Consider the following 24,056-nt stretch of genomic DNA (forward strand, 5'->3'; position numbering starts at 1 on the left):
GAGATCGTGGCGGGTGTGTTCGCCGATGTGCTCGGGGTGGAGCGGGTCGGCGCGGATGATGATTTCTTCGCGCTCGGTGGTAACTCGCTGCTGGCCACGCAGGTCACGGCACGGATCGGCGCCGCGCTCGACGCGCGGGTGCCGGTGCGGGTGCTGTTCGAGGCCGCGACGGTCGCCGGACTGGCCGTGCGGGTGGAACAGCACGCCGGAACCGGCGGACGCAAAGCGCTGGTCGCGGGTCCGCGGCCGGAGCGGATTCCGTTGTCGCTGGCGCAGCAGCGGATGTGGTTCCTCAACCAGTTCGACACCGGATCCGCCGCCTACAACATCCCGGCCGCTGTGCGCTTGACCGGTGACCTGGACCTGGATGCGCTGCGGCAGGCGGTCACCGATGTGGTGACCCGGCACGAAGTGCTGCGCACCGTCTATCCGGCCCCCGCCGGGCAGCCGGAACAGCGGGTGCTGCCGGTCGAACAGGCCGTTCCCGACCTGACCCCGATCCCGGTCACCGCCGACGAGGTGCAGGAACGGATCGTGGCGGTCGCCGCCACCGGCTTCGATGTCCGCGACGAGGTGCCCCTGCGCATCACCCTGTTCCGGATCGCCGACGGTGACTACGTACTGGTATTCGTGGCGCATCACATCAGCGCCGATGGCTGGTCGATGGGCCCGCTGACCCGGGATGTGATGACCGCCTACGCCTCCCGCGCGGCGGGTCTGCTGCCGGGCTGGTCGCCGCTGCCGGTGCAGTACGCCGATTTCAGTATCTGGCAGCGCGAAGTCCTCGGCGACGAGAGCGATCCCGCCTCGGTGGCCGGTACCCAGCTCGCCTACTGGACCACGGAACTGGCCGAGCTGCCCGACGAACTGAACCTGCCCGCCGACCGGCTCCGCCCGGCCGAACAGTCGTTCGCCGGCGGTAAGACCGGTTTCCTCGTGGACGCCGCGACCCACGCCGGCCTGGCCGAACTCGCGCGCTCCGGGAACGCCACGCTGTTCATGGTGGTCCACACCGCCCTCGCGGTATTCCTGGCCCGGATGTCGGCCGGCGACGATATCGCCATCGGTACGCCCATCGCGGGCCGCGGCGAAGCCGAACTCGACGACCTCATCGGTATGTTCGTCAACACGCTGGTCCTGCGCTCGCGGGTGCGGCCGGAGGCGACGTTCACCGAACTGCTCGCCGAGAACAAGGACACCGATCTGCGGGCCTTCGCCCACGCCGATATCCCGTTCGAGCGGTTGGTCGAGGTGCTCAACCCGGAGCGTTCCGCGGGCCGGCATCCGCTGTTCCAGGTGGTGCTGTCGTTCGAGAACTTCGGTGAACTCGAATTCGAACTGCCCGGCCTCACCTTCACCGGATTGGACCCCGACGCCCAGATCGCCAAGTTCGATCTGCAGCTGACGGTCCGCGAGATCACCGGGCCCGACGGCGCTCCCGGCGGCCTCGCCGCCGAGTTCGGCTACGCCCGGGATCTGTTCGACGAACAGACCGTGGTCGATTTCGGCCGCCGCTTCCAGCGGCTGCTGGCGGCCGTGGTCGCCGATGCCGGGACCGCGGTCGGGGAACTGGAACTGCTCGACGCCACCGAACGGCGGGCGCTGACCACCCGCACCGGTGGTCCGGCGGAGCCGCCGCGCACCCTGGCCGAGATCCTGGTGACCGCCGCGGCCACCAATCCCGGCGGCATCGCGGTGGTCGCCGACGGGGTGTCCTACACCTATGCCGAGCTCGATACGGCCGCCAACAAGCTGGCCCGGGTGCTGATCTCCCGTGGCGCCGGTCCGGAGGTCCCGGTGGCCTCGGCACTGCGCCGGTCCTGGCATTCGGTGCTGACCCTGTGGGCGATCGCCAAATCCGGCGCCGTACTGGTGCCGGTGGATCCGGGTTATCCGGCCGACCGGATCGCCCATATGATCACCGATTCCGGCGCCGCGCTCGGCGTCACCGAAGCGGCCGATGTGGCGGATCTGCCGGTACCCCCGGGCGGCTGGCTCGTCCTCGGCGACCCGGATCTCGCCGCCGAGGTGGAGGCCAGTTCGCCGCACGCGATCACCGATACCGATCGGCGCGCGCCGCTACGTACCGCGAACACCGCGTACATGATCTACACCTCCGGGTCCACCGGACTGCCCAAGGGCGTCGCGGTGCCGCATACCGGCCTGCGCAACTTCGGGACCGAACAGGTCCGCCGGTTCGGGCTCGACACCTCGACCCGGGCGCTGGCGTTCGCCTCGCCGTCCTTCGACGCGTCGATACTGGAACTGCTGCTGGCCGTCGGTGCGGCGGGTACGCAGGTGCTGGTGCCGTCGATGATGTTCGGCGGTGCGGAACTGGCGGAACTGATCCGGACCACCGGGGTGACCCATGCCTTCATGACGCCCTCGGTGCTCGCCTCCCTCGATCCGGGCGCGCTGTCGCAGGTGCGCGCGATCGTGGTCGGCGGCGAGGCGGTCCCGGCGGACCTGGTCGGCCGGTGGGCGGCGGACCGGAAGATGTTCAACGCCTACGGTCCGACCGAGAGCACGGTCGCGTCGAATATCAGCGATGCGCTGATTCCGGGCGAGGCCGTCACCATCGGCGGCCCGATCCGGGGTATGCGCGCGCTGGTGCTGGATGCCCGGTTGCAGCCGGTTCCCCAGGGCGTGGCGGGCGAGCTCTACCTCGGCGGTATCCAGCTGGCCCGTGGCTATCACGCCCGCCCCGCGCTCACGGCCGGGCGTTTCGTCGCCGATCCGTTCGGCGCGCCGGGCGAGCGGCTGTACCGCACCGGCGATGTGGTGCGCTGGCTCGGTGACAGCGTGGAATACGTGGGCCGCAACGACTTCCAGGTGAAGGTGCGCGGTTTCCGCATCGAACTGGGCGAGATCGACGCCGCGCTGGCGGCGCAGCCGGAGCTGGACTTCGCGGTCACCGTCGGCCGGGAAGCCGATTCCGGGGCGACGATCCTGGTGTCGTATGTGCTGCCGGTCGCGGGTGCGACCGTCGATACCGCGACGCTGACCGAGCGGGTGTCCGGGGTGCTGCCCGATTACATGGTGCCCAGCGCGATCGTCGTGCTCGACGAGATCCCGCTGACCCCCGCCGGCAAACTCGACCGCCGGGCACTGCCGGAACCGGTTCTGGAATCCGGGCAGTTCCGGGCGCCGACCACACCGGTCGAGGAGATCGTGGCCGGAGTGTTCGCCGAGGTGCTGGGCCTGTCCGGGGCGCGGCGTATCGGGCTGGACGACGATTTCTTCGTCCTCGGCGGCAACTCGCTCATCGCGACCCAGGTGGCGGCCCGGCTCGGTGCCGCGCTCGATACCGATGTGCCGGTACGCATGCTGTTCGAGGCCTCCACCGTGGTCGCGCTGGCCGCCCGGGTGCAGGCGCAGACCGGCCGGGGCGGCCGGGCACCGCTGACGGCGCGGCCGCGTCCGGAGCGGATTCCGCTGTCGCCCGCCCAGCAGCGGATGTGGTTCCTGAACCGCTTCGACAGCGAATCGGCGGCCTACAACGTGCCGGTGGCGGTACGGCTGTCGGGCCGGTTGGATCTGCCCGCCCTGCGGGCGGCGATCACCGATCTGGTCGACCGGCACGAGATCCTGCGCACCTACTACCCGGAAACCGATTCGGGCCCGGTGCAGGTGATCCTGCCCCCGGGCAGCGATGTGGTGAAACTGCAGACCCGCGCGGTCGCGCCGGAGGGTATCGAGGAGGCCGTGCTGGAGGTGCTGTCGACCTCGTTCGATGTCACCGCCGCGCCGCCGCTGCGGATCGCGGTCTTCGAGATCACCGGGACCACCGACGAATACGTGCTCGCGCTGACGGTGCACCACGTCTCCGGCGACGGTTCGTCGGCGGGGCCGCTGACCCGTGATCTGATGCTCGCGTACGCGGCCCGCACCGCGGGTACCGCGCCCGATTGGCAGCCGCTGCCGGTGCAGTACGCCGATTACGCGCTGTGGCAGCGGGAAGTGCTCGGCGCCGAGGACGACCCCGAATCGCTCGCGCACGCCGAGGTCGAGTACTGGCGGACGGCGCTGGCCGATCTGCCCGATCAACTCGATCTGCCCGCCGACCGCCCGCGGCCGGCGATGCAGAGTTATCACGGTGGCCGGGTGGAGATCCGGATCGACGCCGATACCCATCGCGAACTGGTCCGGCTGGCCCACGAGCAGGGGGCCACCCTGTTCATGGTGGTCCACACCGCGTTCGCGGTGCTGCTGTCGCGGCTGTCGGGCACCGACGATATCGCCGTCGGCACGCCGATCGCGGGCCGCGGCAGCGCGATCCTGGACGATCTGATCGGGATGTTCGTCAACACCCTGGTGTTCCGCACCCAGGTGGACCGCGGCGAGGCCTTCACCGATCTGCTGGCCCGGCAGCGCGAAACCGATATCGCGGCCTTCGCCAACGCGGATGTGCCGTTCGAGCGGCTGGTGGAACTGCTCAATCCGCAGCGCTCCACCGCCCGGCATCCGCTGTTCCAGGTGGGCCTGTCGTTCCAGAACCAGAGCCGGGCCGCGCTCGAACTGGCGGGGCTCTCGGTCGCCGGACTGGAGTTCGACACCGAGATGTCGCAGTTCGATCTGCATCTGATCGTCGGCGATGTCTACGACGAGACCGGCGCGGCCGGCGGTATCGGCGGCCATCTCACCTACGCCACCGATCTGTTCGATCACGCGACGGCGCAGGGCTTCATGGACCGGTTCGTCCGGATGCTGGCCGAGATCGTGGCCGCACCGGGTACGGCGGTCGGAGATCTCGCCGTCCTCGACGCCGCCGAGCGGATGGCGCTGGCGCAGCGCAACGCAACCGCGCACCCGGTGGAGCCGGAACTGCTGACCGCCGGGTATACCCGGACAGCGGCCGCGTACCCGGATCGGGTCGCGGTGGTCTACGAGGGCGAGCAGCTCACCTACCGCGAGTTCGACGAGCGGGTGAACCGCCTGGCGCGGTTGCTGATCGCCGAGGGTGTGGGCCCGGAATCGCTGGTGGGGCTGGCGGTCCGGCGGTCGCTGGATCTGATGGTCGGGATGTACGCGATCGTCGCCGCCGGCGGTGCCTATGTGCCACTGGATCCGGATCATCCCGCCGAACGGATCGGGTACGTCCTCGAGACGGCGCGCCCGGTCTGCGTGCTCACCCGGACCGCCGACGCGGTCGCGGTGCCGGAGGGCACCCCGGCGCTGCATCTGGACACCGTGGACACCACCGGTTACAGCGGATCCCCGCTGACCGCGGCGGAACTGCGCGGCCCGGTGCGCCCGGAGAACCCGGCGTATGTGATCTTCACGTCCGGTTCGACGGGTCGCCCGAAGGGTGTGGCGGTCTCGCACCGCGCGATCAACAACCAGATCGAATGGATGCTGGCCGAGTACCCGATGGGCAGCGAGGACGTCTACCTCCAGAAGGCGCCGGCCACCTTCGATATCTCGCTGTGGGCCAACTTCATGCCGCTGCGGGCGGGCGCGACCCTGGTCCTCGCCACTCCCGACGGGCATCGTGATCCGGCCTATGTGGCCGAGACGATCGCGGCGAACCGGGTGACCGTCGTCGACTTCGTCCCGTCGCTGCTGTCGGTGTTCGCCACCCACACCCCGGCCGGAACGATTCCGACGCTGCGGGATGTGTTCGTGATCGGTGAGGCGCTGCCGCCGTCGACCGTCGCGGAGATGCAGGCGATCTCCGGTGCGGGCTTGCACAACCTGTACGGCCCGACCGAGGCCGCGGTCTCGGTGACCTACTGGCCCGCGACCGAGACCGAGGGCGCTTCCGTCCCGATCGGTGTGCCGCAGTGGAACACCCGGGTGCATGTGCTGGATTCGCGACTGCATCCGGTTCCCCCGGGCGTGGTGGGCGAGCTGTACCTGGCCGGTGACCAGCTGGCCCGCGGGTACATCGCGCGACCCGATCTCACCGCGGACCGGTTCGTGGCCGATCCGTTCGAGCCCGGTAGCCGGATGTACCGCACCGGCGACCTGGTGCGCTGGCAGCAGTCCGGTGGACGCCAGGTGCTCGACTACATCGGCCGCAGCGATTTCCAGGTGAAACTGCGCGGTCAGCGCATCGAACTCGGCGATATCGAAGCGGCGCTGCTGGCGCAGCCGTCGGTGCGCCAGGCCGTCGCGCTGGTACTGCCGACCCAGCGCGGTGATCAGCTGATCGCCTACACGGTCCCGGCGCCCGGTGCGGAGATCGACCAGGCCGCCCTGCTGGAGGCCATCGGCGAGACCCTGCCGGTGTACATGGTTCCGGCGCTGATCATCGGACTGCCGGAATTCCCGCTGAACACCAGCGGCAAGCTGGACCGCAAGGCCCTGCCGGAACCGGAGTTCGCCGCGTCGGCCTACCGCGCGCCGTCCACCCGGGCCGAGCAGATCGTCGCCGAGGTGGTCGCCGAGGTGCTCGAGATGGAGCAGATCGGCGTCGACGACGATTTCTTCGCGCTCGGCGGTAACAGCATCCTGTCCATCCAGCTGGTCTCGCGGGCCCGCACCCGCGGTGTCGAGTTCCGGGCCCGCGATGTGTTCGAGCAGCGCACCGTGGCGGGACTGGCCGCGGTGGCGGCCGTGGACCTGGAACCGGAACGTCCGCTGCTGCCGGAACTGCCCGGCGGTGGTGTCGGCGAACTGCCCATACCTCCGAATATCGCGGCGGTACTGGCCGGTGCGGCGCCGTATGCCGGCTACGCCCAGTCGATGGCCTGGCGGTTGCCGGCCGGCCTCACCGAACCGGCGTTGCTGGCCGCGATCACCGCGGTGCTGGACCGGCACGACGCCCTGCGTGCCCGGCTGCGCCGCACGGACGGCGGTCAGGTATTGGAGATCGGCGAACCGGGGACGGTCGAGGCCGGCGCGGTTCTCCACCGGGTCCCGGTGGCCGCCGAGCGCAAGGACGGCGAGTTGGTCCGGGCCGCCGCGACCGAACTCGACGCCGCCATCGAGCGGCTCGACCCCGAACAGGGCGTGATGGCCCAGTTCGTCTGGTTCGCCGGTAACGGCGAGCGCGCCGATATGCTGCTGGCCGTCGGTCACCGGTTCGTGGTGGACGAACAGTCCTGGCGGATCATCGGCCGGGATCTCGGTACGGCCGCGGCAGCTGCCGCGGCGGGCAGCCCGATCGTGCTACCGGCCGCGGCGACCTCGCTGCGCGCCTGGGCGCACGGGATCGCCGACGCGGCCCGGGATCGCGCGGCGGAACCGTACTGGCGCGGCCTCAACCGCGGCGTCGCGGCCCTGCCGACGGAACGCGATTTCGATCCGGCCGCCGACACCGTGGTCTCCATGGACGAGGTGCGGGTGGCCGTCCCCGACGAGACGGCCGCCGCGATCCTGACCGATATCCCCGGCCTGTACCACGGCGACCGGCTCGACGCGCTGCTGTCGGCGCTGGCCCTCGCGGTGGTGCGCTGGTGCGGCGGTCCGGCGGCACTCGTCGAGCTGGAACGTTCCGGCCGAGGCGCCGACGCCCTGCCCGGCGCGGACCTGCTCGGCACCGTCGGCTGGTTCGCCGGAGCCCATCCGGTCCGCCTCGACCTCGCCGGTATCGATCTCGACGCCGCGTTCACCGGCGGGCCCGCCCTGGGCGCGACGGTGAAATCGGTGAAGGAACAGCTGCGCGCGGTGCCCGGCGCCGGTGTCGGCTACCGCGGTACGGGCCCCGCCCCGATCGCGTTCCGGTTCAGCGATCGTCGTGGCGCCGATACCGATTCGGGTCACGGCTGGAGTCCGGTCGACGGATTCGTCGAACCGCTCACCCGCCGCGCGCACCGGCTGCCCGCACCCGCGGCGGTCGAGATCAACGCGGTCGTCGGCGAGAACGGGCGGCTGTCCGCCACCTTCGGTTTCCCGACCGGCCTGCTGTCCCGGAAACGGGTGCAGGAGCTGGCCGACCTGTGGTTCACCGCGCTCACCGCACTGGCCCGGCACGCCGGGCAGGGCGGCGCCGGTGGGCACACCCCGTCGGATATGCCGCTGGTGAGCGTGGAGCAGGCCGATATCGACCGCTGGGAACGCGAGTACCCCCGGCTGTCGGAGGTGTGGCCGCTCTCGCCGCTGCAGTCGGGCATGCTGTTCCTGTCCCAGCTGGCCGGTTCGGGCGGTGGCGACGTCTATGCCCAGCAGGCGGTCATCGAACTCGGCGGTGCCGTGGACGGGGCCCGGTTGCGGGCCGCCGGGCAGGCGCTGCTGGACCGCTACTCCAGCCTGCGGGTCGGGTTCACCACCGACCAGGCCGGGCGGGCGGTGCAGATCGTCGCCGACGAGGTCGTATTGCCATGGCAGGAACGGGATCTGCGGAACCTTCCGGACGGCGAACGCGACGGTGAACGGACCCGGCTGCTGGCCGCGGACCGGGCCGCCGGATTCGATCTGGCGGTGGCGCCGCTGCTGCGGTTCACGCTGATCCGCGATACCGACGAGCGGGCGCATCTGGCCGTGGTGGCGCATCACATCGTCTTCGACGGGTGGTCGCTGCCGCTGATCCTGCGCGATCTGCTGATGCTCTACGCGTTGCACGGCGACGCGAGTTCGCTGCCCGCCGCGCATTCGTACCGGGAGTTCCTGGCCTGGCTCGGCGACCGCGACCCGGCCGAGGGCCTGGACGCGTGGAGCGACGCCCTGGCCGGGGTCACCGAACCGACCCTGCTGGCGCCGCAACCGAAATCCGAGGCCGCGCCGAACGGCCGCGTCACGCCGGAATTCGACCCCGAACTGTCCCAGCGGATCCGGGACCTCGCCGCGACACTGGGGATCACGGTCAACACCTTCGTGCAGACCGCGTGGGCGATCCTGCTCGGCCGGCTCACCGGCCGCGGCGATGTGGTGTTCGGCGCCACGGTCTCCGGCCGTCCGGCGGAACTGCCGGGGGTGGAGTCGATGGTCGGTATGTTCATCAACACCCTGCCGGTGCGGGTGCGTATCGACGAGCGGGCCACCGTCACCGAGTTGCTCACCCGGGTCCAGCGGGAACAGGCCGAGCTGCTGGATCATCACCAGACCGGGCTGCCCGAGATCCAGCGCGCGGCCGGGCCGGGTGCCCAGTTCGACACCCTGCTGGTGTTCGAGTCCTACCCGGTGGATCGCGAATCCATCGAACGGGTCAGCTCGATCGACGGGATGTCGGTGACCGGCCTGGACTTCCACGGCGGCACCAACTATCCGGTCACCCTGATGGTCACCGACGAGGAACAGCTCGGCTTCTCGCTCGAATACGCCGGAGACCGGTTCACCGAGGCCGAAACCGGCACCCTGGCCGCCCGCTTCCTGCGGGTGCTCGAGGCGCTGGCCGCCGATCCGGCCTCCGTCGTCGGCGATATCGATATCCTCGACGCCGCCGAACGGGCCCGGCTGGTCGCCGAATCCCGTCCCGCCGTCGCCGAACCGGCGGCCGGCTGGGTCGGCGCCCGTACGGTGGCCAAGGCGCTGGCCGAGGTGGTCGAAGAGGATCCGGCCGCACCCGCCCTGCTGGTGGGTGACGACGAGATCGCCTACCAGGTGGTGGACCGGCGGTCCTCGCAGCTGGCCCGGCTGCTCATTGCCCGTGAGATCGGTCCCGGCGATACCGTCGCCGTCACCACCCGGCGGTCGGTGGATTCCGTGGTGGCCGCGTGGGCAGTCCAGAAGGCCGGTGCCGCACTGCTGTTCGCCGCGGACCTGCCCGCCGACCGGGTCGCCGCCGCGGGCGCCGATCTGGTGCTGGGTGATACCGCGTCGGGTTCGCTGCGGTGGCTCAATCCGGAGGCGATCGACTCCGCCACCGAATTGGCCGAGGCGCCCACCCATCCGGTGTCCTACGCCGACCGGGCTCGTCCGCTGGGCGAGGACCACCCGGCTTTCGTCGTGGTCACCGCCGAGGAGACGCGGACCCTCACCCAGACCGAGGCCCTGGACCGGGCCTCCGGGCTGCGGGAGACCCACGAGATCGACTACGAATCGACCACGTTCACCACCGCATCCTCCGGCGCCCCGGCCGTGGACGAGTTCCTGGTCGCCGCCACCGCCGGCGCGCTGTCGGTGCTGCCGGCGGGCGGGGATCCGGTCGACGATGTGGAGGGCGGCGAGGTCACGCACTGGTTCGCCGCTGCCGGATCGCGACCGGATGAGGTGCCGGACGAGGTCACCGTCGTCGAGAGCTGACCGGATGCCGGGTGGTCGTCCAGACCACCCGGCATCCGCCCGACCTGCGCACCGTGCCGGGCCGGGGAATGTGGCGGCCCAGGCCCGTCCGGACTCCTTCCCCGACCGCCTCGACGTAGCCCGACCAGAACTTGTCGGTGCGCCGCCGCCTGCTCGAACGCACCACGTCGGGGGCACTCGGAGTAGCGGTCAGGGAATACGGAAACCCCTGAATGTCACGTGCTTGCGGGTCCGGAAGCCGAGCCGTTCGTAGAGGGCGATCGCGCCGGTGTTCGTTTCTGCCACGTGCAGGAAGGGGCGTTCGCCGTGGGCGGTGATCCGCTCGGCGAGGGTGTCGACCAGCCGGGCGGCGTACCCCAGGCCGCGGGCTTCGGGCGCGGTGCAGACCGCACTGATCTCGGTCCATCCCGGGGGCCGGAGTCGCTGGCCCGCCATCGCCACCAGCGTGCCTCGGTGCCGGATTCCGAGGTAGGTGCCGAGTTCATGGGTGCGCGGCCGGAACGGGCCCGGCCGGGTGCGCGCGACGAGGTCGAGCATCTCGGCCACGTCGTGCGTCCCCAGCTCGACGATTTCGGGGCCGGTACCGGCGGGAGCGCGATCGGGCCCGGTCTCCGGCCGCACCAGCTGACGGCCTGCCAAGGAGAAGACCTCTTCCCAATCCGGGGGCGGTTGCGCCGGGCAACTGAACAGATCGGCGAGTTCACCGCGGCCGAGCAAACGGGCGAGATCCGACCAGTCCTGCGGGCCGGGATCGGCCGGGACCGCGCAGAAGCCGGCTACTTCCGGCAGGTAGGTGCCGGTTCGGCCGATCCGGCGGGCGAGATGCGCGTGGTGACCGCGTAGCGATTCGCCCACCGGGTCGTCGAGGGTGGTGGTGGCGAGGTTCGCCATGCCGATCTGCCTTCCGTGTGACGCGGGACGACATCCCCGGCCGGTCGGGACAATGCCTTGCGGCCGGGGCAACGCCTTGCGGCCACCCTACGGACACGGTTCCGGAACCGGCGGGCCGGTGCTGCTCGACCCGGATGCCGATCACGCGCATTTCGCTCATCGCACTGCCTCCCGTACTCACGGCGGAGCGCGGGCCGCAAAGGTTATCGGCGCAGGATCGCGGCAGCGGTTCCGGCGATCGTCCGGTCGGTGTCGCCGGTCAGGTCGACGAGGGCCTGCCGGGCCGCGTCGCCCGGGATTTCGGCGAGCGCCTGCGTGATCCGCAATCGAGTGGCGGCGTCGGCGGTGTCGGCGAGGGTGTCCCGCATCCTCCGGACCATATCGCCCGCCGACGCTCCCGCCTCCGCCAGCAGGCCCAGCGCCTCGGCGGCATCCACATCGGACCGTCCGGCGGCCACCATGTCGAGCAGCGCGGGTACCGCCTCGGCGACCCGCCGGGAACCCAGTGCCAGGGCGGCGCGATCACGGACGGCCACCTCGCGATCGCCGAGGGCTCGCCGCAGCAATTCCGTCGCCTCCGCCACGGGCACCGCCCCGATCGCGACGGTCGCCCGCCGGCGCACCTCGATATCCGGCGAATCGAGACCGGCGGCCAGATCGGGCAGACCCGCACCGCCGGCCCTGGCCAGCGACCACAGCAGCGCCCCGGCGACATTCGGGTCGTTCTCCGACAGCGCCGCCTCGACCAGTGATTCGACCGGCAGTGCCGTGCCCCGGTGCTGCGCCAGCACCGCCTGCTGGCGACGGGCGCCGGACTCCGATTCCAGCGCCCGCAGCAGAGTGACCAGCCCGATCACGTCACCCCACTGTGCCGGTGCGGCCGCCTCGACCCGTTCGAGTTTCCGGAGCAACTCCTCCTGTGCGGTGATCCGGGCCCGGGTGTGCCGGATGAGCTCGCCCACCAATTCGGTGGGGGTGGAACCGGGCTCATCCAGCGCCTGCCCGACCTCGGTCAGCGATAGCCCCAGGGTCCGGAGACATTCGACGCGGAAGAGGCGACGGATATCGGCGGCGGAGTATTCGCGGTACCCGCCGGAGGTGCGGCCGGTCGGTTCCACCAGTCCCAGCCGGTCGTAGTGACGCAGCATGCGGGTGCTGACACCGGACTGTCGCGAAACCTCGCCGATCAACATCGCGTCGCCCTTCCTCTCAGACGTCCGGACCGGTCGCGGCGACCCGTTTGGCCAGCTCCGAGGCGAGTGTGAACCCGCTGTCGGGGTCGAGACGAAGCCGCTCGGTGGCCTCGGCGTGGGCGCGAACTTCGGGATCGGTACCGGCCGCGGCGGCCTCGAGCGCCGCAACAGCGGCCTCGTCGAGCGCCGCCAGCGCCCGGCTCAGGCCGAGCCGCACCGGCCGATCGCCCCGGCCCAGCTCGAGCGCCAGCTCGGCGGCCAGCCCGCGCTCCGCGCCGGACGGAACGAGCACCACCGCCGCCCGCCACGCGCTGAGGGCGACCTCGTCGTCGGCATCGTGCAGCAGGGCCGAGACCGCGGGCCAGGCACTGCCGTCACCGATCTTGGACAGGGTGTGCAGCGCCTGACTCCGGGCCTGCGCCGTCTCCGATCCGAGTTCGGTGCGCAGACGCGGCACGGTGATCTCGGCCGGTAGCCGGCACAGCGCCCAGGTGAGCATGTCGCGGACGAAGAAATCCGGTTCCACCGCGCACCGCTCGATCAGGGTCGGCAGGAGAAGCGGATCGGCCCGGGTACCGGCCGAGAGCGCGGCCCGCAGCCGAATCGACGAGTCGGCGCCGGTCAGCGCGGCGATCAGGCGAGCATCCGGCTCACCGTGGTGGGTTGTATTCACGACAACCACCTCCTTCGCCGACCACTCAAGACCTTGTCACGATGTCAGGGTCAAGTCGCGCAGCCCGGGCCGGGCCGTCCGGCGATTCAACCGAGAACCAGCGGGACCTTCCCGGCCAGTCTCCCGAGCTCGGCCCGCTCGGTATCGGTCGGCGCCCGCCGGCCGGTCCCGACCAGCAGTGCGTCGGTATCGGAGAACGATGCGGGGAAGGTGGCACCGGCGATCCGCTCCAGCAGCTCCCGCGCGCGGGCCAGGCCCCGGTCCGGCGGGCGCGGCGCGTCCGGGAGATGGGCGATCAGATCGAGATGGTGGAGGGTGGACTCCAGCACATAGGCAGTGAGGTAGTCGTGGACGGTGAGGACTTCGTCGCGAGTACTGACTCGCACATCCGGGTCGGCGAGTTCGGCGGCGCGCCCCGCCGCGGAACCCACATCGTCGAAATGCAGTTCCAGCAGTCGCGGTTCGCCGTAGGCGGCGGCCAGCCGGACGATCAGCGCGTCCAGCGGATCATCGCCGGTCGGGGCCGATTCCGCGAGATCCCAGTAGGTGATCTCGTCCCGGGTCGGTTCCTTGTCGGTGGGGGTGACGAGGGTGATCAGCACATCTTGCGCGTCGATGATCAAGTGGCACACCAGGTCCCGGACCAACCAGCCGGTGCAGCCGGACGGCCGGTCGAAATTCTCGTCGGAGAGTCCGGCGATCGCCGCGCGCAACGCTGTCCAGGAATGGGAGAAGTCCACGGCCGCAAGCTAGCAGTACCCACCCGGCCGGGCGACCGGATTCGCCGTCATACGTTCGCTGCCAGGGGAATCGGGTCGATCAGGGTTCGGTGGCCCGGGTGAGGTCGAGGGCGATATCGAAGGGCACGGTGATGGTCAGTTTGTCGTGATGGATGCCGGTGGGTGTGTACTTTCCGGTCGCCGGGTCGAGTTCGTAGGTGTACACGACAGCCCGGCCGTCGACGTTTTCCACCCGCCAGAAGTGCTGGATACCGGCTTCGGCGTAGAGCTGGGGTTTGCGCTTGCGGTCGCGTTCGACGGAGTCGGGGGAGACCACCTCGATCACGAGCACGGTGTCCGCAGGGTGGTACGTGGTCTGCTCGATCCCGGCGTATGCGGCAGCTGCGACGATCATGACGTCGGGCTCAGGACGCTGACGTTCACTCAGGGTGACCGTCATCTCCCGCAAAGCGATCAGTTGTCCGGGTGTCTGGCGCTTCAACTCCATCCAGAGAAAGTTGATGACCATCATATGGAACATCTTCTGCGGGCTCACGAAAACGAGACTCCCGTCGATCAGTTCGGTATGCGAGGGCAGATCGGGCAGCCGGTCGAGGTCTTCGGCGAAGTAACCCTCGGGTGGCGGCACCGGCCAACCCAGGGACGGGCGGGAGTCCGTCGGTATGGGGTCGGCGGTCATCTGCTTCCCTCGCTCTGCGCACGGTGATCGACTGACCTGCCCAGTATGGCACGGGCCTGTGACCTGTGGATTCGTTCGGACCGCCGTTTCTTCCGGCCGGGGCGCGCGGGGCGAATGCGCTCGGCCCCGGCGCGCCCGCCCGGAGTCGAGGCGATCGCGGCCGATCATGACCGTATGGCATCTCGAGCTATCAGCGGCCGGACGCATCTGTGGCGGAACCTGGGCACCGTGGTGAGTGCCCTGCTGTTCTACTACTTCGTCCCGGTGACCTGGGAGCTGCCCGGATTCTGGCCGACTCGGGTGGTGACGGTGGTGCTGTTCGCCATCGGCGTGGCCGGACTGGCGTGGCTCGCCTACCGCCGGATCGGGCAGTTCGTGCGGACCAGCCGCGATACCGGGCACCGCGTCGACGGGTTGCTGTACCTGATCTCGCTGGTGGTGGTGTTCTTCGCGTTGTTCTATTTCGTGCTCGAATCACGGGACCCCGGCCAGTTCACGGAACTGCGGACGCGTAACGATGCTCTCTACTACACCGTCGCCACGCTGGGGACGGTCGGCTTCGGTGATATCCACGCCGTCGGGCAGGCCGCACGAATCGCGACGACGGTGCAGATGGCATTCGACCTGGTCGTGATCGGGACCCTGGTGGCGGTGATGAGCACCGGTATCTCCCGCCGTTTGGAAACACCGGATGCCGGGTGAGTTCGGACATCTCCGATGTCGGGTGAGTTCGGACATCTCCGATGTCGGGGAGCCCCGGTAGCCTGATCGTGTGCCCGAACTACCGGAAGTGGAGGCGCTGGCGCAGTTCCTGCGGGAGCACGCGGTCGGCGCGGTGGTCGGGCGGATCGATGTGGCCGCGCTGAGCGCCATAAAGACGTTCGACCCACCGGTGACGGCGCTGTCGGGCCGGGACGTGACGGGGGCCGGCCGGTGGGGGAAATTCCTGGGGATGGCGTGCGGGGATCTGTGGCTGATCACCCATCTGTCGCGGGCGGGGTGGCTGCGCTGGATCGACAATCCCGCCGCCGGGCCGCCCAAACCCGGGCGCGGCCCGCTGGCGCTCCGGGTGCATTTCTTCACGCCGGAGGGGGCGACACCGGCGTTCGACCTCACCGAGGCCGGAACCAAGAAACGGCTGGCCGTCTATATCGTGCGCGATCCGGCGGATGTCCCCGGGATCGCCCGGCTCGGACCGGACGCCCTGGCGATCACCGAGGCGGAGTTCGCCGCGATGCTGAGCGCGGCGCCGGGGCGGATCAAGAATGTCCTGGTCGACCAGACGCTGCTGGCCGGGATCGGTAACGCCTACTCCGACGAGATCCTGCACACCGCCAAGATCTCCCCGTTCGCCACCGCGAAGACCTTGTCCGCGGCGAAGGTGGCGGACCTGTACGAGACCATGCGCACCGTCGAACTGGACGCCGTCGAACGTTCGGTGGGGCAGGACGCGGCCCGGCTCAAGGGGGAGAAACGATCCGGTATGCGGGTACACGGCCGTACCGGCCTGCCCTGCCCGGTCTGTGGGGACACCGTCCGCGAGGTCGCCTTCACGGACCGGTCCTTCCAGTACTGCCCCACCTGTCAGACGGGCGGCAAGGTCCTCGCCGACCGCCGGATGTCGCGACTGCTGAAATAGCCGCCGGTCAGTCGGCGCGTTTCGGGTCGGTGGTCTCGGCCGGTGTCTCGGTGGTCCGGTCCGGGGCGTCGTCGTCCTCGCTGTCGGATAATTTCTCCGCCGCCGAAACCGCGGCGTCGGCGGCACCGGCCGCCACCGGATGCTCGGCGGCGATACCGCCCAGCAGGCTGCCGTCGCCCTCGGACCCTTCATCCGGATCCGGATATCCGGCCGTGGTCGGGGATACGCCGCCGCCCACCGGCACCAGCTGCGGTGCGCGCACGCCCGCCCAGAGTTCGCGCTGCGTACGGTCCGGATCGTGGTCCACCCGGCCGGGCGCGTCGATGATGAGAGTGCTGCGCTCCGCTTCGGTATAGCGCGGCCAGACCGGCAGCGGTGCACCGGTGCGGGCGAAATTCAGCCAGTTGTCCTGGAATTGGCGGGTGACCGCCAGCAGCCCGCGGCGGCTGCCGCCGGCGGTGAGCGCCCGGCTCCACGGTTCGTAGACCGCGCCGAAGGTCGGCAGCAGGTCGGTGGCGTGGGTGGCGCCCAGTTTGTAGAGCTGGAACAGCCGGGGCGCGAAATCGTAGCGGTAGGCGTAGGTGGGGGAGTGGCGGCTGTGGGCTTCCATCACCGCCAGCGATGGGCGCCAGAAGAAGTAGTCGCCACCCGCGCGGATGGCCGCCTCCGGCCCCGGGAACCCGGGGTAGGTGGAGAAGACCCGCGGATAGTATTCCGGCCCGGCCGCGCTGAGCGCGCGTTTGAGGCGCTCCGGCCGGGTGGGCAGCGTATCGGTGAACTTGTTGAACAGCGCGCCCTCGTTACGGCAGGTGCCGATGATCAGCGGGACCCGGTGGGTGTGACCACCGGTGAAGGCGTCGATAGGGGTATGGGGCAGCAGCTCGCCGTCGGCGACCGGCGCGGCCGGGAAGAATCCCGGGAATTCCGCCATCGCGGCGTTCGAGGCCCTGTTGAAGGCATGCCGGATGGCGTGCGGGTCCGCTTCGCGCAGGGCGCGGTTCGCGTTCTCCGGTGCGATACCCAGCTTGTCCAGCACGCGGCGGGCGAATTCCCGTGCCTCCGCGACCGTCAGGCCCCAATCGGCGGGCGCGCTCTGCGCGATCCCGCGCTGGAACAGTCCGGCGGCCGAGGGTGTGGCCAGCAGGCTCAGTACCGCATGCGCCCCGGCGGATTCGCCGAAGAGGGTGACATTGTCCGGGTCGCCGCCGAATCCGGCGATATTGGCCTGGATCCACCGCAGGGCGGCGATCTGGTCGCGCAGACCCAGATTCGATTCGTACGGGCTGTCCGGTGTGGAGAACTCGGTGAAATCGGCGTAGCCGAAGGCGCCCAGCCGGTAGTTGATCGACACCACGATCACGTCACCGTCGGCCGCCAGCTGCACACCCGAGTACAGGCGCAGCGCCGAGGTGCCGAACAGATACCCGCCGCCGTGGATGAACACCATCACCGGCCGCGGGCGCACCGCCGGTGTGACGGGTGCCACGACATTCAGTGTCAGCGAATCCTCGCTCATCTCCTGCTGTTTGCGCGGGCCGAGCCGCACGCCGAAGCGGGGCTGGATTCCCGCAGCGCGGAAATAGGTGGCGTCGCGCACATCGGTCCACGGCTGCACCGGCTGCGGTGCGCGAAACCGCAGGTCACCGACGGGCGGCGCGGCGTAGGGGAGCGACCGCCAATACATCACCCGGCGGCCGCGGCGGCCTCGGACGACCCCGTCAGTGGTCGTGATCTGTTCGGTTACGCTCATCTGCCGATGGTAACGACGACCGATCGGTCTCCAACAGTCGTAACCAGAATTCGCTCACCGTCGGGAACGCGGGCACCGCGTGCCACAGCGCGTCCAGCGGGACCTTCCCGGCGACCGCGATCGTCGCGGCGTGCAGCTGCTCGCCGACCTCGGGCCCTACGAAAGTCGCGCCGAGCACGGTGTCGGTGGTGTTGTCGATGACCAGGGCGGCGCGGCCGCTGTAGTCGTCGCGGGTCAGCGCGGCGCCGGCGACCTCGATATCGAGGGCTACCGTCCGTACGTCGTATCCGGCCTTGCGGGCCGCCGCCTCGGTGAGCCCGACCGCGGCGACCTCGGGGTCGGTGAACACGACCTGGGGCACCGCGTAGTGGTCGGCGCCGGCCCGGTGCCGCGGCGCACTGAGCGAACGGCCTTCCGCGCGTGCCGCGATCACATCCCCGCAGACCCGGCCCTGATATTTGCCCATATGCGTGAGCGCCGCCCGGTGGTTGATATCGCCGACGGCGTAGAGCCAGCTGCCGGGTACGTCGGTCACCGTCAGCTGATCGTCCACCGATACGTAACCCGCGCGGAGCCCGACGGTTTCGAGACCGATATCGGCGGTGTTCGGGGTGCGTCCGGCCGCCACCACGAGTTCGTCGGCGAGCAGGGTCGATTCGCCGTCGGGGCCCGTGGCGTGCACGGTGACCGGGCCTCCGTGTACCCGGCCTTCCCCGTGATCCGCCGCGGCCGGGCGTTGCACCCGCTGCGGTGAGGTGCCGAACAGGATCCGGACTCCGCGGGCGTTCAGGGACTGTGCCACCCGCTTCCCGGCGAAGGGTTCGGTACCGGCGAGCAGCCGGTCGCCGCGCACCAGCAGTGTGACCTCGGCTCCCAGCGACGACAGCCAGGTCGCGGCTTCGCAGGCGACCACGCCGCCGCCGATCACCACCACCCGTTTCGGGAGTTCGTGCATACTGGTGGCGTCACGGGAGGTCCACGGCAGGGCCTCGCGCAGGCCCGGCACGTCGGGGATCGCGGCCCGGGTGCCGGTGGCCAGGACCACCGCCTGCCGCGCGTGCAGCACCCGCTCTCCGACGGTGACCCGGCGTTCACCGTCGAGCCGGCCGACGCCGCGGATCACCTCGATACCCAGCCCGCCGGCCCACGCGACCTGGCTCGAATCGTCGTGGTCGCCGTCGCGCAGGTGCACGAATTCGTCGCGGCGGCGCAGGACGGCGGCGAGGTCGGGGCCGCGGGTCTCGATACCGGGTAGCCCGTGTGCCGCGCCGAGCACGTGCGCCGGCCGCAGCAGGGCCTTACTCGGCACACAGGCCCAGTACGAGCATTCGCCCCCGACCCGCTCGGGTTCCACGATGATCGCGGTGCGGTCGCTGCCGGAGATGGCGTAGTCGGCGGCGTTCTCACCGGCCGGCCCACCGCCCAGCACGATGACGTCGTATTCGGTGGTGCCGGGTTCGCGGTCGGACATCCGGATCGCCTACTGGAGGTATCCCTCGACCTGACCCGGGGATCTGGGCTGGGCCTCGTCCGGGGATTCGCCGCCGTCGATCCGGGCGCGCCGCTGCCGGAGCAGATCCCAGCACTGGTCCAGCATGACTTCCAATTCGGCCAGCCGCCGCCGCTCCACTTCGGGATCGAGTTCCCCGCTCGACGCGCGCGACCGCAGGTCGTGCTCGTGGTCGACCAGTTCCTTGATCCGCCCGAGTATGTCCTGTTCGGTCATGCCGCCCATGCTACGACCCGCGCGGCGCCGGGCCGCTCATTGCGGACCCCGTAGCAGGTAGATGTCCATGATCCAGCCGTGGCGTGCACGCAGCAGGGCGCGCCGCCGGGCGATCTCCGGTCCCACCTCGCCGACCCGGCCCGCGATCAGGGCCTCCTCGGGCATGCCCAGGTAGGCGCCCCACCAGATGTGGGTATCGGCGGGAACGGTGGTGAACGAACAGTCGGCGTCGAGCATCACCACCGTGGAACCCGGTGCGAGCCCGTCCTCGCGCAGCCGCCGGCCGGTGGTGATGTGCACCGGTTCGCCGATCCGGTGCAGGACGGTGCGGTGCCGGGCCGCGAGGGCGTGCACGCTGGTGACGCCCGGAATCACGGTGTACTCGAAGCGCTGCGCGCCGCGGTCGAGGATACGTTCCACCATCCGCAGGGTGCTGTCGTAGAGGGCGGGATCACCCCACACCAGGATGCCGCCCACACCCTCGGCTTCCGCGAACGCCTCCTCCAGCAGCAGCGAGCGTCGTTCGTGCCAGTCCAGGACCGTGCTCCGGTAGTCGTCGGGCGCGCGGTCCCGCGGTGGGTCGGGGATCTCGACGATGCGGTAGGGGCGATCGCGGTGTTCGTCGAGGATCGCGGTGCGCACGGCCACGAGCTGTTGTTTCTCTTCGCCTTTTCCGATCACGAAGAACACGTCCACCCGGCGGAGGGCCTGCACCGCCTGCCAGGTCACCTGGTCGGGGTCGCCGGCGCCGATACCGATCACATACAGCTCGCGCATGGGGCCAGCTTGGCAGGCGGGGAAACCCGGCCCGCCGGGCGCCCGCCGGCGCGGGCCCGGCCGCGGGTCGGCTGGGGCGGCGCGCCGGTCCGGAAGTAAGCTCGGCGCGTGGTCAGCGCAGCGAACAGTCACGTCCCGGACCCGCGACGCGCTCCGGACACCCAATACGAAGACCTGCTCCGCACGGTGCTGGAGACGGGCGCCGCCAAGGGCGACCGCACCGGTACCGGTACCCGCAGCGTGTTCGGTCACCAGCTGCGCTACGACCTGGCGGCCGGTTTCCCGCTGATCACCACCAAGAAGGTGCACCTCAAGTCCATCGTGTACGAACTGCTGTGGTTCCTGCGCGGCGATTCCAATGTGCGATGGCTGCAGGAGCACGGCGTCCGTATCTGGGACGAATGGGCCGACGCCGACGGCGAGCTGGGCCCGGTGTACGGGGTGCAGTGGCGGTCCTGGCCCACCCCCGACGGCCGGCATATCGATCAGCTCACCCAGGTGCTGCACACCCTGCGCACCGATCCGGATTCCCGGCGCATGCTGGTATCGGCGTGGAACGTCGCCGATCTGGACCGGATGGCGCTGGCACCCTGCCACGCGCTGTTCCAGTTCTACGTCGCGGAGGGCCGGCTGTCCTGTCAGCTGTATCAGCGCAGCGCCGACCTGTTCCTCGGGGTCCCGTTCAATATCGCCGGATATTCGCTGCTCACGCTGATGGTCGCGCAGCAGGCCGGGCTCGAACCCGGAGAGTTCATCTGGACCGGCGGGGACTGCCATATCTACGACAACCACGTCGAGCAGGTCACCGAGCAGCTGACCCGCGACCCGTATCCCTTCCCGGCGCTGGAGCTGGCGGCGGCGGACTCGCTGTTCGGCTACCGCTACGAGGATGTGCGGGTCCACGACTACCGCCACCATCCGGCGATCAAGGCGCCGGTGGCAGTGTGACCGCCGCGCCCCTACCCGTGCCCGAACCCGCCCGCGTGATCGGACTGATCTGGGCCCAGACACCCGACGGCGTGATCGGGGTGGACAACACCATCCCGTGGCGGGTTCCCGAGGATATGGTCCGCTTCAAGGAGACCACCACCGGACATCCGGTGATCATGGGCCGCCGGACCTGGGATTCGCTGCCCGAACGCGTCCGCCCGCTACCCGGCCGCCGCAATATCGTGGTGACCCGGCAGCCGGGCTGGGCGGCGGAGGGCGCCGAAACCGCCGGATCGGTCGCCGCGGCGCTGGAGTCGGCCGCGCCCGCCACGACCTGGGTGATCGGCGGCGGCGAGATCTACCGGTACGCCCTGCCGCACGCGACCGAACTGTTGATCACCGAGGTGGATACCGCGGTCGCCGGTGATGCGCACGCCCCGGAACTCGGGCCCGAATGGCGGTCCGGCGATCCGGACCGCTGGCTCGTATCGTCGACCGGTCTGCGCTACCGGATCCGGCGATTCACCCGGCGCTGACCGGCGGCCCGATCCGCTCCGAAGTCCCGGCCGCGGAAAACACCGGAATGCCGGACCTGCGTCGGGCATACTCGGCGGTACCGCCCGCGATCATCAGCCCGGTCGCGGGGACGCGGAGGCGGAAGGCGGTCCCATGGACAAGAAATCGCTCACAGCGGTCGCCCGGCAGCAGTTGAAACTGGCCGCGACGGTCACCAGCGGTCGTAGTTCCCAGACCATCTACGGCGGTCACGCGAATTCACTACGGCAGACGGTGGTCGGGTTGTGCGCGGGGCAGAGCCTGGCCGAACACGACAATCAGGGTGAGTCCACGCTGCTGGTCCTCACCGGAACGCTCACCCTGCACAGCGGAGACAACGAGTGGAAGGGTTCCGCCGGCGATCTGCTGGTGGTGCCGAAGGCCCGGCACAGTGTGCGGGCGATCGACGATGTGGCATTCCTGCTGACGGTCGCGAAGTAACCGCCCGGGTTCCCGGCGCGCCGCCGGTTCGGCGGTAATGTTGTCGATCATGGGGCAGCCGCAGCCAATTCTCGAACCGCTCACCCCGGCCGCGCATTTTCTCGTCGCCACCATCGACCCGGGCGGTGAGGCGGCGGTGCGGGATCTGCTGGCGGAACTTCCGGGCCTGCGCCGGGCGATCGGTTTCCGGCTGCCCGGCGCCGGGCTGGGCTGTATCACGGGGATCGGCTCGGCCGCGTGGGATCGGCTGTTCGCCGGGCCGCGTCCGGCCGAACTGCACGAGTTTCCCGGCTACGACGGCCCGCTGCACCGGGCTCCCGCCACCGCGGGTGATCTGATCTTTCATATCCGTGCCCAGGCGCACGACGCGTGTTTCGAACTCGCCATGGCCATCGGGGACCGGTTGTCCGGGGTGGCCACGATCGTCGACGAAACGGTGGGCTTCCGTTACTTCGAACAGCGCGATCTGCTCGGTTTCGTCGACGGGACGGAGAACCCGGAGGGGGCGCTGCCGGAATCCGACGCCGGTCTCGCCGCGCTGATCGGGGACGGTGATCCGGATTTCACCTGCGGCAGCTATGTGATCGTGCAGAAGTATCTGCACGATCTCACGGCGTGGCGGGCGCTGCCCGTGCAGGAGCAGGAGCGGGTCATCGGCCGGACCAAACTCGAGGATTTCGAACTCGGCGACGACATCAAACCCCCGGACTCGCATATCGCGGTGAACCAGGTGATCGAGCCGGACGGTACCGAACGGGAGATCCTGCGCGCGAACATGCCCTTCGGGAGTATCCGCGAAGGCGAGTTCGGGACGTATTTCGTCGGCTATTCGGCAACACCCCGAACCACCGAGATCATGCTCGAGCGGATGTTCCTCGGCACCGACGACGCGACCCACGATCGCATCCTGGATTTCTCCACCGCGGTGACCGGCACCCTGTTCTTCGTCCCGCCGCAGGATTTCTTCGACGATCTGCCCGCCGCGCCCGTCGAGGCGGTAGCGGCGACGCCGGTCGAACCCCCGGTTCCGGAACCGGCCTCTCCGCCGGTCGCGGACGGTTCCCTCGGTATCGGCACGTTGAAAAGGAGTAGGACCGTATGAACAACCTGCATCGCGAACTGGCGCCGATCACGGACGCGGCCTGGTCGGTGATCGAAGAAGAGGCCTCCCGCACCTTCAAACGTCATAACGCCGGGCGGCGCGTGGTCGATCTTTCCGGTCCGCACGGCACCGACTATTCGGCGCGGGGTCTGGGGCACACCGCCCCGATCGCCGCGCCGCACGACGGTGTGCAGGCCCGGCAGCGCGTGGTGGCCCCGCTGGTCGAGCTGCGGGTGCCGTTCACCCTGTCCCGGGAGGAGCTCGACAATGTCGAGCGCGGGGCCCAGGACACCGACCTCGACCCGGTCAAGGATGCCGCGCGCAATATCGCCTTCGCCGAGGACCGGGCCGTATTCGAGGGCTACGCGGCCGCGGGGATCACCGGTATGCGAGAGGGTTCGTCGAACAAGGAGATCGCCCTGCCCGACGATGTGTTCGGGGTGCCCGAGGTGATCGCGCTGGCGGTGAGCCAGCTGCGGCTGGCCGGTGTCGACGGCCCCTATTCGGTATTGCTCAGCGCCGACCTCTACACGAAGGTGAGCGAGACCTCCAACCACGGACATCCGCTGCGCACTCATCTGGAGCGCCTGGTTCCGGAGGGGGAGATCATCTGGGCGCCCGCCATCGACGGTGCGTTCGTGCTCACCACCCGCGGCGGCGATTTCGACCTCACCCTGGGCCAGGACCTGTCCATCGGCTATCTGGCCCACGATGCCGACACCGTGCAGCTGTACTTCCAGCAGAGCATGACCTTCCACGTCTACTCCGCCGAAGCCGCCGTAGCGCTGCGCTGAAGTGCCGCCCGGCCGGGCGACCGAGGTCGGGTACGGTGTGG

The 24,056-nt window shown here is 70.1% G+C and carries 17 protein-coding genes; 8 read left to right on the forward strand and 9 right to left on the reverse strand.

Features of this window, described 5'->3' with window-relative positions; genetic code table 11:
- Positions 1 to 15: 15 nt before the first annotated feature.
- Positions 16 to 10,125, forward strand: a complete 10,110-nt coding sequence (locus AB0F41_RS27575) for an amino acid adenylation domain-containing protein (protein ID WP_357428758.1) — start codon at positions 16 to 18, stop codon at positions 10,123 to 10,125.
- Between the two features lie 189 nt (positions 10,126 to 10,314).
- Here the strand turns inward: AB0F41_RS27575 and AB0F41_RS27580 are convergent, their stop codons facing one another.
- The 5 genes from AB0F41_RS27580 to AB0F41_RS27600 form a co-directional block, all read right to left on the reverse strand.
- Positions 10,315 to 11,016, reverse strand: coding sequence for a GNAT family N-acetyltransferase (locus AB0F41_RS27580; RefSeq protein ID WP_357428760.1), 702 nt, complete (start codon positions 11,014 to 11,016; stop codon positions 10,315 to 10,317).
- Between the two features lie 203 nt (positions 11,017 to 11,219).
- Complete coding sequence (locus AB0F41_RS27585; protein WP_357428762.1) at positions 11,220 to 12,209, reverse strand: MerR family transcriptional regulator; 990 nt, start codon at positions 12,207 to 12,209, stop codon at positions 11,220 to 11,222.
- Positions 12,210 to 12,225: 16 nt separating this feature from the next.
- The gene (locus AB0F41_RS27590; RefSeq protein WP_357428764.1) at positions 12,226 to 12,882 is read right to left on the reverse strand and encodes a HEAT repeat domain-containing protein; all 657 of its coding nucleotides are present in this window, start codon (positions 12,880 to 12,882) and stop codon (positions 12,226 to 12,228) included.
- An 86-nt stretch (positions 12,883 to 12,968) separates the two neighbouring features.
- The gene (locus tag AB0F41_RS27595; RefSeq protein ID WP_357428766.1) at positions 12,969 to 13,622 is read right to left on the reverse strand and encodes a maleylpyruvate isomerase N-terminal domain-containing protein; all 654 of its coding nucleotides are present in this window, start codon (positions 13,620 to 13,622) and stop codon (positions 12,969 to 12,971) included.
- 79 nt (positions 13,623 to 13,701) lie between these two features.
- On the reverse strand, positions 13,702 to 14,301 hold the full coding sequence (locus tag AB0F41_RS27600; protein WP_357428768.1) for a Uma2 family endonuclease: 600 nt from the start codon (positions 14,299 to 14,301) through the stop codon (positions 13,702 to 13,704).
- Between the two features lie 174 nt (positions 14,302 to 14,475).
- Here AB0F41_RS27600 and AB0F41_RS27605 point away from each other — a divergent pair, with 174 nt between their 5' ends.
- Together AB0F41_RS27605 and AB0F41_RS27610 are read left to right on the forward strand one after the other, a co-directional pair.
- Positions 14,476 to 15,003 carry a potassium channel family protein gene (locus AB0F41_RS27605; protein ID WP_357428770.1) on the forward strand — a complete coding sequence of 176 codons (528 nt, stop codon included), beginning with the start codon at positions 14,476 to 14,478 and terminating at the stop codon, positions 15,001 to 15,003.
- 70 nt (positions 15,004 to 15,073) lie between these two features.
- Complete coding sequence (locus tag AB0F41_RS27610; RefSeq protein ID WP_357428772.1) at positions 15,074 to 15,940, forward strand: DNA-formamidopyrimidine glycosylase family protein; 867 nt, start codon at positions 15,074 to 15,076, stop codon at positions 15,938 to 15,940.
- 7 nt (positions 15,941 to 15,947) lie between these two features.
- On the opposite strand, the gene AB0F41_RS27615 is transcribed toward AB0F41_RS27610, so the two are convergent.
- Genes AB0F41_RS27615 through cobF form a run of 4 tightly spaced genes read right to left on the reverse strand, consistent with a single transcriptional unit; the run spans position 15,948 to position 20,193 of the window.
- Positions 15,948 to 17,690, reverse strand: a complete 1,743-nt coding sequence (locus tag AB0F41_RS27615; protein ID WP_357428774.1) for a carboxylesterase/lipase family protein — start codon at positions 17,688 to 17,690, stop codon at positions 15,948 to 15,950.
- Entirely contained in the window at positions 17,659 to 19,161 is a 1,503-nt protein-coding gene (locus AB0F41_RS27620; protein WP_357428776.1) for an NAD(P)/FAD-dependent oxidoreductase, read from the reverse strand. The genes AB0F41_RS27615 and AB0F41_RS27620 overlap by 32 nt, the downstream gene beginning before the upstream one ends.
- A gap of 9 nt (positions 19,162 to 19,170) precedes the next feature.
- Complete coding sequence (locus AB0F41_RS27625; RefSeq protein ID WP_357428778.1) at positions 19,171 to 19,416, reverse strand: DUF2630 family protein; 246 nt, start codon at positions 19,414 to 19,416, stop codon at positions 19,171 to 19,173.
- Positions 19,417 to 19,452: 36 nt separating this feature from the next.
- Positions 19,453 to 20,193 carry a precorrin-6A synthase (deacetylating) gene (gene cobF, locus AB0F41_RS27630; protein WP_357428780.1) on the reverse strand — a complete coding sequence of 247 codons (741 nt, stop codon included), beginning with the start codon at positions 20,191 to 20,193 and terminating at the stop codon, positions 19,453 to 19,455.
- Positions 20,194 to 20,301: 108 nt separating this feature from the next.
- Here cobF and AB0F41_RS27635 point away from each other — a divergent pair, with 108 nt between their 5' ends.
- The 5 genes from AB0F41_RS27635 (at position 20,302) to AB0F41_RS27655 (ending at position 24,015) form a co-directional block, all read left to right on the forward strand.
- The gene (locus AB0F41_RS27635) at positions 20,302 to 21,141 is read left to right on the forward strand and encodes a thymidylate synthase (RefSeq protein WP_357428782.1); all 840 of its coding nucleotides are present in this window, start codon (positions 20,302 to 20,304) and stop codon (positions 21,139 to 21,141) included.
- Entirely contained in the window at positions 21,138 to 21,659 is a 522-nt protein-coding gene (locus tag AB0F41_RS27640; protein WP_357428784.1) for a dihydrofolate reductase, read from the forward strand. The genes AB0F41_RS27635 and AB0F41_RS27640 overlap by 4 nt, the downstream gene beginning before the upstream one ends.
- 133 nt (positions 21,660 to 21,792) lie before the next feature.
- The gene (locus AB0F41_RS27645) at positions 21,793 to 22,119 is read left to right on the forward strand and encodes a cupin domain-containing protein (RefSeq protein WP_357428787.1); all 327 of its coding nucleotides are present in this window, start codon (positions 21,793 to 21,795) and stop codon (positions 22,117 to 22,119) included.
- Positions 22,120 to 22,168: 49 nt separating this feature from the next.
- A complete protein-coding gene (locus AB0F41_RS27650) occupies positions 22,169 to 23,221 on the forward strand; it encodes a Dyp-type peroxidase (protein ID WP_357428789.1) in 1,053 nt (350 codons plus the stop codon).
- On the forward strand, positions 23,218 to 24,015 hold the full coding sequence (locus AB0F41_RS27655) for a family 1 encapsulin nanocompartment shell protein (protein WP_357428791.1): 798 nt from the start codon (positions 23,218 to 23,220) through the stop codon (positions 24,013 to 24,015). The genes AB0F41_RS27650 and AB0F41_RS27655 overlap by 4 nt, the downstream gene beginning before the upstream one ends.
- Positions 24,016 to 24,056: the final 41 nt, after the last annotated feature.

It is taken from the genome of Nocardia sp. NPDC024068 (genome assembly GCF_040638875.1).
GTDB lineage: Bacteria > Actinomycetota > Actinomycetes > Mycobacteriales > Mycobacteriaceae > Nocardia.